The sequence below is a fragment of the Octadecabacter antarcticus 307 genome (genome assembly GCF_000155675.2).
GTDB lineage: Bacteria > Pseudomonadota > Alphaproteobacteria > Rhodobacterales > Rhodobacteraceae > Octadecabacter > Octadecabacter antarcticus.
In genome coordinates this window covers 2377658-2389725 of the sequence record NC_020911.1, presented here as the reverse complement: position 1 = coordinate 2389725, position 12068 = coordinate 2377658, and the positions used below count along the sequence as shown (strand labels likewise).

13 protein-coding genes are annotated in these 12068 nt (G+C 54.9%); 2 read left to right on the top strand and 11 right to left on the bottom strand.

The window, feature by feature from the left end; all coding sequences use genetic code 11:
* Position 1: 1 nt before the first annotated feature.
* The 11 genes from lpxA to pyrH all read right to left on the bottom strand — a co-directional run bounded on the left by lpxA (position 2) and on the right by pyrH (position 10161).
* The gene (gene lpxA, locus OAN307_RS12055; protein ID WP_015500010.1) at positions 2–781 is read right to left on the bottom strand and encodes an acyl-ACP--UDP-N-acetylglucosamine O-acyltransferase; all 780 of its coding nucleotides are present in this window, start codon (positions 779–781) and stop codon (positions 2–4) included.
* A 3-nt stretch (positions 782–784) separates the two neighbouring features.
* Positions 785–1246, bottom strand: coding sequence for a 3-hydroxyacyl-ACP dehydratase FabZ (gene fabZ / locus OAN307_RS12050; protein ID WP_044044702.1), 462 nt, complete (start codon positions 1244–1246; stop codon positions 785–787).
* An 82-nt stretch (positions 1247–1328) separates the two neighbouring features.
* Positions 1329–1952, bottom strand: coding sequence for an OmpH family outer membrane protein (locus OAN307_RS12045; protein ID WP_015500008.1), 624 nt, complete (start codon positions 1950–1952; stop codon positions 1329–1331).
* Positions 1952–4291: an outer membrane protein assembly factor BamA gene (bamA, locus tag OAN307_RS12040; protein ID WP_015500007.1), complete on the bottom strand. Its 2340-nt coding sequence runs from the start codon at positions 4289–4291 to the stop codon at positions 1952–1954. Before bamA ends, OAN307_RS12045 begins: the two co-directional genes overlap by 1 nt.
* A 155-nt stretch (positions 4292–4446) precedes the next feature.
* Positions 4447–4572, bottom strand: coding sequence for a hypothetical protein (locus OAN307_RS30740; RefSeq protein ID WP_275450645.1), 126 nt, complete (start codon positions 4570–4572; stop codon positions 4447–4449).
* A gap of 101 nt (positions 4573–4673) precedes the next feature.
* Positions 4674–5999, bottom strand: a complete 1326-nt coding sequence (gene rseP / locus OAN307_RS12035) for an RIP metalloprotease RseP (protein WP_083902974.1) — start codon at positions 5997–5999, stop codon at positions 4674–4676.
* Positions 6000–6011: 12 nt separating this feature from the next.
* Complete coding sequence (gene dxr, locus OAN307_RS12030; RefSeq protein ID WP_015500005.1) at positions 6012–7184, bottom strand: 1-deoxy-D-xylulose-5-phosphate reductoisomerase; 1173 nt, start codon at positions 7182–7184, stop codon at positions 6012–6014.
* On the bottom strand, positions 7181–7972 hold the full coding sequence (locus tag OAN307_RS12025) for a phosphatidate cytidylyltransferase (RefSeq protein ID WP_015500004.1): 792 nt from the start codon (positions 7970–7972) through the stop codon (positions 7181–7183). Before OAN307_RS12025 ends, dxr begins: the two co-directional genes overlap by 4 nt.
* Before the next feature lies 1 nt (position 7973).
* Positions 7974–8693 carry a polyprenyl diphosphate synthase gene (gene uppS / locus OAN307_RS12020; protein ID WP_015500003.1) on the bottom strand — a complete coding sequence of 240 codons (720 nt, stop codon included), beginning with the start codon at positions 8691–8693 and terminating at the stop codon, positions 7974–7976.
* 70 nt (positions 8694–8763) lie between these two features.
* A complete protein-coding gene (gene frr, locus OAN307_RS12015) occupies positions 8764–9327 on the bottom strand; it encodes a ribosome recycling factor (protein WP_015500002.1) in 564 nt (187 codons plus the stop codon).
* A gap of 108 nt (positions 9328–9435) precedes the next feature.
* Positions 9436–10161 carry a UMP kinase gene (gene pyrH / locus OAN307_RS12010; RefSeq protein ID WP_015500001.1) on the bottom strand — a complete coding sequence of 242 codons (726 nt, stop codon included), beginning with the start codon at positions 10159–10161 and terminating at the stop codon, positions 9436–9438.
* A 93-nt stretch (positions 10162–10254) separates the two neighbouring features.
* Here pyrH and miaA point away from each other — a divergent pair, with 93 nt between their 5' ends.
* Together miaA and OAN307_RS12000 are read left to right on the top strand one after the other, a co-directional pair.
* The gene (miaA, locus tag OAN307_RS12005) at positions 10255–11157 is read left to right on the top strand and encodes a tRNA (adenosine(37)-N6)-dimethylallyltransferase MiaA (RefSeq protein ID WP_015500000.1); all 903 of its coding nucleotides are present in this window, start codon (positions 10255–10257) and stop codon (positions 11155–11157) included.
* Positions 11158–11227: 70 nt separating this feature from the next.
* Entirely contained in the window at positions 11228–12046 is an 819-nt protein-coding gene (locus OAN307_RS12000; RefSeq protein ID WP_015499999.1) for an AraC family transcriptional regulator, read from the top strand.
* Positions 12047–12068 lie beyond the last annotated feature (22 nt).

The following is a 12068-nucleotide window of genomic DNA, read 5'->3' as shown; positions in this document are numbered from 1 at the left end:
ACTACCTCGGCGTCAGGAAACTGCGATCTGTTTCACCCAAGATGAAATCCACCATTTCGGACACATGCTTACTTTCACTTTCGGCGCCCAATCGACGGGCGCGATCCATGAAAGACCCCTCCCCGTCCTTTAGGGTCTGGAACGCCAAGCGCAACGCTGCGATGTCTTTGCGATCGACCCCACGACGTTTCAACCCGACCAGATTCAGCCCGTCAAGTTCGCCACGTGGGCCCTGAACCAGACCATGTGGAATAACGTCATGGGTCACCTTCGTCACGGCGCCAATGATGGCACCGCGCCCGACGCGCACAAACTGGTGAATGCCAGAGAGACCACCAATGATGACGTCATCTTCGATGATGCAATGTCCTGCGACGGCGGATTGGTTGACGATGATTACGCGATCGCCAACCCGCGCGTCATGCGCAACGTGACACCCAGCAAGAAAGAAGCCGTCATTGCCCACCGATGTGATGCCGCCGCCGCCTTCGGTTCCGGAGTTCATCGTCACATGTTCGCGAATGCGATTGCGTTCACCGATGACCAATTTGGCCGCCTCGCCTTTGAATTTCACATCTTGAGGAATTTCACCGATGCAGCAAAACGGAAAGATCGTGGTGTCTGCGCCAATCTGCGTGTCACCCGTCACGACAACATGCGATTTCAGTTCAACCCGATCCCCAAGCACGACCTTGGGCCCGACAACGCAGAATGGGCCAATCGACACATCCGCGCCGATCTCGGCACCGTCTTCGATGATCGCTGAGGGGTGAATGGCCATTGATTAAGCCTGAATATCCATCATGGCGGTAAATTCCGCTTCTGCGGCGAGTTCACCATCAACCGTCGCCACACCTTTGAATTTCCAGACTTTGCCACCGGGTCTGCCGCGTGTGGTTTGCACCGTCATGCGCAATACGTCACCCGGCACCACCTTGCGGCGGAATTTACAGTTATCAATGCCCATGAAATAGATTAGCATATTCTTGTCCATCAACCCCATCGTGGCGCCAACCATGACGGCAGAAGTCTGCGCCATCGCCTCGATGATCGTCACACCAGGCATAATCGGCGTGCCGGGGAAATGGCCCTGAAAATGCGGCTCGTTCATCGTGACATTCTTGATGCCTATGGCCGATGATGTGCCATCAATATCGATGACTTTGTCCACCAAAAGGAACGGATATCGGTGGGGAATAATCCGTTGGATCAACTGGATATCGGCGGAGGTGATGGGGTCTGACATGTGGTTCTCCATTTGAACGCGACGCATCCGAAGGTATCGTTCAGTCTGACTAACAAGACCGCTTGAGCACGGCAAGGTAGGTCTAGTTTTCGAATGCAGTGTCTGGGGCCAAATCGGGACCAATTTCCTGCGCTGTGCCCGCCCCGTCGCCAATCGTCGCGTCGATCCGCGCGATCGCATCGTCGGTGACATCTATGCTGCCCAGTGACAACAGCACCGACCTGCGATCCAGAATAGCAAAAGCCCCGCGATCCACCATCAACTGCCCCAAGACCGGGCGCGTCACAACAAGAAATTGATCACGACCCTGCGCCAAAGTGTCTTCGAGCCCGCGCTCTTTGGCATCTTGCGCGCGACGAATGCTCTGTGCTTTTTCGTCAAAATCTTCGGCTTCGGTGCGAAAAACATCTACGGCCATTTCTGAACGCTGCGCAGCCAAGGCGATTTCTTCTTCGCGCAACGCATCAGCGATGCGGCGATTTTCCGTCGCCAGTGCTTCGCGCTGCGTCGCGTAGCTTTGTGTCACGCGTTGCCCGAACTGGGATTGTGTAAAAAGCCGGTCAATGTCCACGGTCAGGATCGCTGTCACGAGTTGGCCAGAAGTCACTTCGAATTCCGGCGTTTCGATGGTTTGTTGCGCACCTGCGGCCCCCACAAAGGCCGCAATCATCAGACTGGCAAGTAATCGTAACACAGTTGCTGTCATCAGAAGTCCGTTGAGATCGTCACATCAAACTGCTGGATTTGGTCGTTCGCCTGCACATCCAACGGTTCGGTATAGTTGAACCGCAGCGGGCCGATTGGTGTGTTCCAGAAGATCGATACACCCGCAACTGTGCGCGGCGTGAAATCATCGTACAGAACCGGACCAGCACTGCTGCCCACGTCCCATACAGACCCGTAATCAAGGAACACACCGCCCGAAATGCCGTATTCTTCCGGCAAGCCCAACGGGAATTCCGCCTCAAGGCGCACGACAGCAAAGGCGTTGCCTCCGAGTGCATCCTTATCACTGCCAAATGTATCGTCGCGTGGCCCAATACCACCGGGTTCAAAACCACGCATGGTGCCGCTGCTTAGAAAATAACGGTCCGTGACCCGACTGTCGCCGCTCGTGTAGCTCAAGAGGCCACCTTCAATCGTCGCGCGCAATGTCACTACTTCGGACAAAACGCTGGTCTGGGCCGCCAACTCTGCGGTGGTTTCGATAAAGCTGCTGTCGCCAAATCCGAATTCCTGCCCAAAGCGAAACAGAACACCAGCGTTTGGATTCAACCCCGTGCGACGGGTGTCATAGCTGTAACCATAGCCAAGCGCGCTGGTCCCGATCCCACCCTGCGCCTCGTCCGCTAGGATGAACGGCGACGGCGCCCCTGTCGTCGTGTAATTCGTAACTTCAGTGTGATCATAGGCGAAGTACAGGGTCAGACGGCCGTTTTCGCTGATAGGGAACCCAATGCGTGGCCGCAACGACGCACGCGTCGTGTCGTAAAGCGCGTTTTGGCTATCGGTTGACCGATAACTGGTATCGATCCCAAAGCTCAGATCGCGCCCCAAAAGGCGAGGTTCTGTAAAACTGAACGAGAAATTCTGATTGTCCACGCCGCCTTGCACACTGAAACTCAGCGATTGACCACGACCCAAGAAATTGCGCTGGTTAAAGCGGGCCAACAGGCTGAAACCATTGTCCGTTGAGAAGTTACCGCCAAACGACAGCGATCCTGTCGGCGCCTCTGTGACGTCTACATCAATCACCACCTGATCAGGACTGGATCCCTCGCGGGCGTCCACATTAGCCGTGCCGAAAAATCCCAAGGCGCGGATGCGTTCTGCGCTTTCACGGATTTGGCGCGGGTTAAAAGGGTCGCCTTCGACCACATCAAATCGCGACCGGATAACGCGGTCCAGCGTGGTGTTGTTGCCTTCAATATCGATGCGTTCAACAAAGATGCGCGGACCATTGACCAACGCGAATTCGACGTCCAGCGTCAACGTGCGATCATTGCGCGTGACGCGCGGATCAGCGCGCACAAAGTTTAGTCCCTGGCGTAGGGCCAGAAGTTCCAAGCGTGTGATGTCGCGTTCGATCAGTTCCGGCGAATAGGTCGCGCCAGTGCGCAAACGCAACGCGTCCTCGTATATGGCAGGATCAGCCCCGGTCACTTCGGATGTCACAGTTAAATTGCCAAATTCGAACTTCTGCCCTTCTTGCACGTTAAACGTAATAAGGTAGGCATCGCGTTCGCGTGTCAGGGACACGTCGACATTCTGCACCTGAAAATCGACGTAGCCGCGCGACTGATAGAAGTCGGTCAACACTTGTTGATCGAACGCCACGCGATCGGCAATAAATGTATCGCGATTGATCAAAGCACGCAGGAGTCCCGCCTGCTTGGTTTCCAACACGCGGCGCAGACGGCTTTCTCCAAAGGCGCGGTTGCCAACAAAACTGATGCGCTCAACTTCGGTCAAGCCACCCTCAAAGACCTCGAACACCAGATCGACACGGTTGTCGGATCGCTGGATAATGCGCGGTGTGACTGTGGCGTTGATCCGACCTTGGTCGGCATAGACCTGCGAGATCGCGGCGGTATCGGCCTCCGCTTGGCTGGGGCTATAGACGCGGCGGGGTTGGCTGCGCACAACGGCACCCAATTCTGCATCGCGAATTCGGCTGTTGCCCTCAAATGCGATCTGATTGACGGTCGGGAATTCTGCTACGCGAATAATCAACGTGCGCCCCTGCGGCACCACATCGACGGCTTCAAACAGGCCAGTTGCGCGAATCCGTTGGGCGGCGTCGTTCACAGCACCGGCCGTTACGGCTTCGCCCTGACCAAATCCCAAATACGTCAGGATTGTCGCGGTTTCGATCCGCTGGTTTCCCTCAACAGAAACGTTTGAAAAGTTGAAATCTTGCGCAGAAACAGGGCTGGCCAGCGCCATCATCCCTGACACAAGCAAGGCAGCAATCAAAGCCCACCCTCGGGTCATGACCCGCATACGTTCCAAATTTTTGTTAAAAGCGTGCAGCGCATTGTTCATTTTTTTGCTCGTTTGACCATCCCAAGTAAGTCCGGTCTACCCGTGCTATGGGGCCTTGTCAAAAGCAACAAACGCGCCGATCAGAACCAACTGACGGACGCGCGAAATAATGCCAAGTAAGCTAGATTTTGTGGAACTTCAGATTGGCGCCGCTATTACAGCGATCCGACCCATGTTCCTAGTCCAAGTGCCGCGACAATCGTGCCAAGATAAATCAAGCGATCCCAATTGAGATTCACAAGTAGACTTACGCCATAATATCCAGCTGTAATCGTTCGCATTGCCTTATCCTTGTTTGGAATAACTCAGATTCATCTGACCAGAGGAATGTGGCAATATCTTGGCATCACGATGGAATGACCGTTATTTCTCGGATGGGGCGTTAAGGGCAAAACAGCAGATCATTGCCGATCGCAAACAGCATCAACGTTCCAATCAAGGCTAGCCCGATCGCCATAAGAATCCGCAGCGCACCGTCGCTTGGCATTTTTCCTGTCAACGCTTCATAGGCGTGAAAACACAGGTGTCCACCGTCCAGAATAGGAATCGGGAATAGATTCAGCAGGCCCACAGCCGTCGAAAGAACTGCAATAAAGCTGATGAAAGCCAGCGTGCCTTGGCTGGCCATGGACCCCGATGTTTCGGCGATTCCCACTGGCCCGCTCAGATTGCAGGTGTTGATATTACCGATAATCATCTGCTTCAGCCCGTTGAGGGATTGTTTGATGATGAACCAGACCTGCTGGATTGCCAACTTCATAGATTCGCCGATGCCGACATCTGTGGTCGCGGGTTCAAAGAATAGCCCGCCATTACCAATGCCGAGCTTGGGTTCATCCTTCATCGACCCGTCCGCCTGCGGTATCGCCATCAGACGCGGCGTGAGCGTGGTCGTGAACGTCTCACTGTCACGCCAGACAACCAGTTCAATCGGTTGTGCGCGGGTTTCGTTTACAATCGTAATCAAATCGCCGAACTGGTACACAGCTATGCCATTCAAGCTGACAATGACGTCGCCAATCCGCAGATCAGCATCGTCCGCCGCAGAACGCGGTGTGATCGATTGCACATAGGCAGGCTGCGGTTGCGGGCCACGCACCAACATGCGCTCCCCGTTCCGCTCAATTTCATACTCCACCGAAGGCTGCGATGGCACGTCGCTGACCGCCGCAAGAAAACCATCCGGATAATTTAACGCCACGCCTTCGACCCTCAAAATGCGGTCGCCAGGTTCTAGCTGCTGCTCGATGCTGACGGGAAAGCCCGGCAAAGACGAAATGGTCAGCGGCGTGATCGGCTGCCCTTGAAAAAGCAAAATCCCCATGAACACGAAGAATGACAGGATGAAATTAAAGATCGGGCCTGCCGCGACGGTCGCAGAACGGGCCCAAAGCGGCGCACCGAGCATCGTATCGCGTCCTGATATGACATTTTCATCGCCGCCCACGGACGCCGCATTGCTGTCGCCCTTGAATTTCACATACCCGCCAAACGGCAAGGCGGCGATCTGCCAGACGGTGCCACGCTTGTCCGTGCCGCTCCAGATGACCTTACCGAAGCCGACGGAAAACACATCCGCATGGATGCCCGACCACCGCCCGACGATGTAATGACCGTATTCATGGATCGCCACGATGATCGACAAGGCAATCACAAAGAACAGCATCGTAAATGCGATATTCCCGAACGACGGGATCAGGTTGGTCATAAAATCCACAGCCTAGCTTTCTTGTTTCGCGATCTCTTCGCCGGTTAGCGCGCGCGCCATCGCGTCCGCTTCTCTTACGCTATCTAATGTGATCGTGGCATTTTGCAGCCCCTCTTTGGACAACATCACGTCAACCACACGGGACACGATGCGTGCCATATCGGTGAAACTGCACGCGCCCGCAAGGAACCCATCAAGCGCGCGTTCCTTGGCGGCATTGAACACAGCACCCGTCAGGCCGCCCGCCTCCATCACCTTTTGCGCAATCGCGAGGGCTGGATAGCGCGCCAAATCTGGTGCGCGGAAATTCAGCTGACCGATCTGTGCAAGGTCGAGGCGTTGCACAGGCAGGTCTTTGCGGTCCGGCCAATTCAGCGCAAAGCCAATGGCATGGCGCATATCTGGCGGACCCACATGGGCCATTAACGCACCGTCCCTAAAACCAACAAGCGCGTGGATCAGGCTTTCTGGATGAATAATCGTTTCGATCTCCTCCGGCTTGACGCCAAAAAATTCTTTTGTTTCAATCAATTCCATCGCTTTGTTAAACATGGATGCTGAATCAATCGTGATGCGTTGCCCCATGTCCCAATTCGGGTGGTTGGACGCCTCATCGACAGTGACGCTGTCCAACGCAGTCAAAGGATGATCACGCAACGCGCCGCCGCTGGCCGTGATAATGATACGTTCCACAGATTTGATGTCTTCGCCAATCAAAGCTTGAAACACCGCCGAATGTTCTGAATCAACTGGAAGAACTGTGGCCCCTAACCGTTTGGCTTCGCCCATTAAAAGAGGTCCTGCTGTGACCAAAGATTCCTTATTGGCCAACGCCAGAACTGTGCCATGCTTAAGGGCTTCTAACCCCGGCCTCAGGCCAGCTGCGCCGACAATGGCCGACATGATCCAATCCGCAGGGCGCGCAGCTGCGTCGATCAACGCCGCGTCACCTGCAGCCACATCGATACCAGAACCTGCCAGCCCATCGCGCAATTCAGCAAGCCGTGTTTGATCAGATGTTACGGCAACATTGGCCCGTAACTCTTTGGCATCTTTAATCAATTGCGGAATATTCTGCGCGCCAGTCAGGGCCACCACATCATAGTCATCAGGGTTGCGGCGGATCAGATCAAGGGTGTTTTGACCAATCGACCCCGTTGCCCCAAAAATGCTGATCCGCCTCAAAAGGCAACGCCTGAAACATCAAACAGGCTCGCGACAAGAAGCATAAACAAGGACGCACCAAGCAGCGCATCAAAGCGATCAAGCAAGCCGCCATGGCCCGGAATTAGAGTAGAGCTGTCTTTCACACCTTGGCGGCGTTTCAACGCACTTTCCGCAATATCACCCATCTGCCCTGCAAAACTAATCACGATGGACAGCAGGATGATCGTCCAGCCTGCGTTGGTAAACGTGAAAAATATAATCCCGACAATCGCCGCACCAATCCAACCACCGATCGTGCCGCTCCATGTCTTTTTGGGGCTGATCGCGGGCCAGAATTTGGGCCCACCAATCGATTTACCCGCAAAATACCCGACAATATCAGTAACAACAACAATACTGACGAGCCAGATTAACCAAGTGAACCCGAAATCAATCCGGAAATGCACAAGTCCGTAACCTGCAATTTGCACGCCCAATGCAAAAATGAAAAACGTCATGCGTTCGCGCTTCAGCACAGCTGCGCCAATAATCGGCACTACAAGGAAAAGTCCAATGAATTCATAGTTATGCGCGCCACCAAGAACCTGCGCAGACAAGATTGAGGCAACAGCGGCGGCCAACAACATGCCTGATGTAGGCGATGCCCCACGGATCATGATCCAGCATTCCCAGACCATTACAGCGGTCACAAAAATGGCGAGCATCTGGAACCAGACCCCGCCAATGATAATTGCGCCAATGCCAAGGACAGCCATCCACGCGCCCGACATCAGGCGCACTTTCAGATCATCCCAATTAGCAGCCATATCAGACTTTTACCGCGCCAAAGCGTCGGTCGCGCGCCTTAAAACCGGTCAGAACCGATGCGAACACGTCCGGTGTGAAGTCCGGCCAAAGCGTATCGATAAATTCATATTCGGCATAGGCCGATTGCCAGAGCAGGAAATTCGAAATCCGCGCTTCGCCACTAGTGCGGATCACCAAATCGGGGTCGGGCAGAAAATAGGTGTCGAGGTATTTTGGCAATGTTTCATCGTCAACATCCTTCGGAGCGAGCTTGCCAGCAGCCACATCATATGCCAACCGCCGCGTGGCGCGGGCAACTTCGTCGCGGCCACCGTAGTTAAGTGCGACCGTCAGATGCACGCGGTCATTCTGGGATGTTAGCAGTTCAAGTTCGTCCATCAGGCGGACCAGTTTATCATCAAGCCGTACGCGGTCGCCGATAAAACGAACCCGAACGCCATTCGCCAACAAATTACGCGCTTCGCGTTGAATATAGCGGCGGAACAGTTTCATCAGGCCAGCAACTTCGCTCTGGGTTCGTTTCCAGTTTTCCGTCGAAAATGCGAATACTGTCAGATATTTAACGCCTTGATCGGGGCACGCCTCAACAATTTCACGGACACGGCGCGCACCTGCGTGGTGGCCCAACAAACGCGGGCGCTTGCGCATCTGTGCCCAGCGACCGTTGCCGTCCATTATAATTGCGACGTGGTTTGGTCCGACTTTACTATCTTTGGCCATATCTTCGGCCCCCGTTCTAATCGTACACGCCCCAAAACACCAGGACTTTGGTCCAGCCCGCGACTGCGGATCAGACTTGCATGATTTCTGCCTGCTTGATCTCAAGCTGGTCATCGATGCGCTTAATATAGTCGTTGGTCAGACCCTGCATTTCGCCTTCCCAAAATTTCTGGTCGTCCTCGGAAATGCCGTCGTTTTTGGCTTTCTTGATCTGGTCCATCCCGTCACGGCGCAGGTTGCGGATCGAAACCCGCCCGTTTTCAGCATAGGTTCCCGCAACCTTGGTCAGTTGGGTGCGGCGTTCTTCGTTCAGTTCAGGGATCGGCAGCATAATAATCGTTCCGTTCAGCTGCGGATTAATCCCAAGGCCTGATTCGCGAATGGCTTTTTCGACCTTCCCAACAAGGCCCTTGTCCCAAACATTCACTGTCACCATACGCGATTCTGGCACGTTGACGGTGCCGACCTGATTGATCGGGGTCTGCGATCCGTAGGCGTCGACCATGATCGGTTCCAAAATCGACGCTGACGCGCGACCTGTACGCAGTGACGCAAATTCAACGCGTAAATTGGCAATTGCGCCGTCCATGCGGCGGGTCAAATCGTCGGTATCAAGGATAAAATCATCTGACATATGAGCTGCTCTTCTCGACTTGTTTTATATGATGTAACGTTATCGGCACCTATTTGTATAGGACGCCTGTGCAAGAGATGCACAAATTTGCCGATCGAGGGATTGAAATTAGGCACGCACTGTCGTCGATGTGCCTGTCCCATCAAGGATCGCGCGGAAACCACCTGGTTCGTCAAGGCTGAACACGATGATTGGCAGGCTGTTTTCACGCGCCAAAGCAATCGCGCTGGCATCCATTACACCAAGGTGCTGTACCAGAACTTCGTCATAGGTAATCGTTTCATAACGTTTGGCATCGTCGAATTTATTGGGGTCTTTGTCATAAACGCCGTCAACTTTCGTACCCTTGAAGATCGCCTCGCAAGCCATTTCTGATGCACGCAACGTGGCGGCGGTGTCCGTTGTGAAATACGGGTTGCCTGTTCCAGCGGCAAAAATGCAGATCCGCTTCTTTTCAAGATGTCGCACGGCGCGGCGGCGAATATAGGGTTCGGCGACTTCGTTCATTGTGATGGCAGAAATGACACGGGTGTGGATGCCGAGCCCTTCAAGGGCAGCCTGCATCGCCAGCGCGTTCATCACCGTGGCCAACATGCCCATATAATCAGCCGTCGTGCGTTCCATTCCCTGCGCCGAGCCCTGAAGCCCACGAAAAATGTTACCGCCGCCGATGACCATGCAAATCTCAACGCCCATTTCTTGGACAGATTGAACTTCGCGTGCGATACGTTCAACGGTTGGCGGGTGCAGGCCATAGCCTTGGTCGCCCATCAATGCCTCACCGGAAATCTTCAGCATGACCCTTTTATACGCGACTTTTTCGGGTTCAGGCATGGCGGGCTCCTTGCTGCTTTGATTTACGCGTAAAGTGTCGCAAAAGGGGCTCGGGCGCAACGTCAAACGGAACGCCACGCAATGGGACAACTGATGATTGAACTCTCGCAAATCGACCCCGAAAAGCCAGTACTGATCTTTGGGCCAACCGCGTCCGGCAAATCCGCTTTGGCTTTGGAAATAGCGCGGCGTCAGGGCGGCGTGATCGTCAATGCGGATGCGCTACAGGCCTATCAGGGCTGGCCGATTTTGACGGCGCAGCCGAGCGTGGCGGATATGGATCATGCGCCGCATCACCTTTATGGCCACCTTGGCTTTGATGCGCCCTATTCGGTGGGGGATTGGCTGCGCGATGTGGCGCCGTTCCTGACTGGCCCACATCCAATTGGCGCGCGGCCGATCATTGTCGGTGGTACCGGGCTGTATTTTACTGCGCTGACCGAGGGGCTGGCAGAAATCCCCCCGACCCCTGCCCATATCAGGACCAAAGCTGATGCAACCCCCCTGCCCGATTTGGTGTCCGCACTCGACCCTGCGACCGCGGCTGGCCTTGATCTAAACAATCGCGCCCGCGTGCAGCGAGCTTGGGAGGTTCAGCAAACGACGGGGCGTTCAATCCGCGACTGGCAGGATGCAACTCCGCAGCCGCTTTTGGCTCTGAAGGATTGTACCGCACTGGCTTTGATGCCCGATGTGGATTGGCTGAATGCACGTATCGAACAACGGTTTGCTATGATGATGGACGCAGGTGCCATGATTGAGGCAAAAGCAATGGTACCAAACTGGGACCCCGCTGCGCCATCCTCAAAAGCCATAGGTGCGGCGGAAATGATCCAACTGCTGCACGGCGACATCACCCGAGATTCGGCGCGTGAGGCAATCATCATCGCCACACGGCAGTACGCCAAACGGCAACGCACTTGGGTCCGGTCCCGTATGAAGCGGTGGCAGGTTATCCCGCTACCAGATGTGGGAGATGTCAAATTTTCCACATAAAAACTGTTGAATCGCAAAGGTATTCCGGCGAAGTTTTCAAAATCGAACAATGATTAGGAATTAATCTTAGATGATAGCCGATCCTCAAAACCGCCTTGCGCTCACGTCCATCGGCCAGAATGCCGGTCAGGGTCGTTGGCGCACGGAGACGATGCGCTCTCATACGTCGCCGCGCCTGATCTTTGTGGCGCGCGGTCAGGGGCGTGTCACGGTGTCCGGTTTGACCAGCGGCTACGGCGCCAACAACCTGATCTATATCCCTGCCGGAACCATGTACGGATATGAGGTCGGCCAGACTGTGTTTGGCGTGATGGTGACAATCCCGTCCGCAATGGCAACCGAATGGCCGCAGACCCCGGTCCATCTGCGCCTGCGTGACGTGACCGTTCAAAAAGAACTTGCCGTGCAGATGGATGCGCTGGAACGCGAGTTGAAATCGACCCAGCCGGGTCATTTCCGCGCCGCCCACTACCAGCTTGGTCTTTTGTCGATCTACTTTGAACGTCAGCTGGCGCTGCGCCCTGAACCGCCAACAGATGCCCGCGCCAATACCGCCGCTGCCCGACTTGTGGCGGCCTACACCGGCCTGATTGAACGCGATTACCACAAACATGCGCGGGTTGCTGATTATGCCGCCAAGCTTGGTGTCACACCGACCCATCTGACACGCTGTTGTAAGCAGACCAGCGGGAAATCCGCGCTGTCGCTTTTGAATGATCGCATCTTGTTTGAGGCGCGGGTGCAACTGCGCGACAGCAAAACCCCTGTGCGCCAGATTGCTCGGGATCTTGGCTTTGGCTCTGCCGCCTATTTCGCCCGTGCGTTTCAGGCCCACGCCGGATTGACACCCACGCAGTTTCGCAAAAAGGGCCCGCTTGTTCACGGTTGAATAGTCGTTTCGCCTTTCTTTT

Bases quoted from the DNA above. Each gene is read 5' to 3' on its own strand.
- frr (WP_015500002.1), bottom strand. From the start codon at position 9,327: ATGTCAGATGATTTTATCCTTGATACCGACGATTTGACCCGCCGCATG.
- OAN307_RS12025 (WP_015500004.1), bottom strand. From the start codon at position 7,972: ATGGCTGCTAATTGGGATGATCTGAAAGTGCGCCTGATGTCGGGCGCG.
- lpxA (WP_015500010.1), bottom strand. From the start codon at position 781: ATGGCCATTCACCCCTCAGCGATCATCGAAGACGGTGCCGAGATCGGC.
- rseP (WP_083902974.1), bottom strand. From the start codon at position 5,999: ATGACCAACCTGATCCCGTCGTTCGGGAATATCGCATTTACGATGCTG.
- OAN307_RS12000 (WP_015499999.1), top strand. From the start codon at position 11,228: ATGATAGCCGATCCTCAAAACCGCCTTGCGCTCACGTCCATCGGCCAG.
- miaA (WP_015500000.1), top strand. From the start codon at position 10,255: ATGATTGAACTCTCGCAAATCGACCCCGAAAAGCCAGTACTGATCTTT.
- OAN307_RS30740 (WP_275450645.1), bottom strand. From the start codon at position 4,572: ATGCGAACGATTACAGCTGGATATTATGGCGTAAGTCTACTTGTGAAT.
- pyrH (WP_015500001.1), bottom strand. From the start codon at position 10,161: ATGCCTGAACCCGAAAAAGTCGCGTATAAAAGGGTCATGCTGAAGATT.
- bamA (WP_015500007.1), bottom strand. From the start codon at position 4,291: ATGAACAATGCGCTGCACGCTTTTAACAAAAATTTGGAACGTATGCGG.
- uppS (WP_015500003.1), bottom strand. From the start codon at position 8,693: ATGGCCAAAGATAGTAAAGTCGGACCAAACCACGTCGCAATTATAATG.
- OAN307_RS12045 (WP_015500008.1), bottom strand. From the start codon at position 1,952: ATGACAGCAACTGTGTTACGATTACTTGCCAGTCTGATGATTGCGGCC.
- fabZ (WP_044044702.1), bottom strand. From the start codon at position 1,246: ATGTCAGACCCCATCACCTCCGCCGATATCCAGTTGATCCAACGGATT.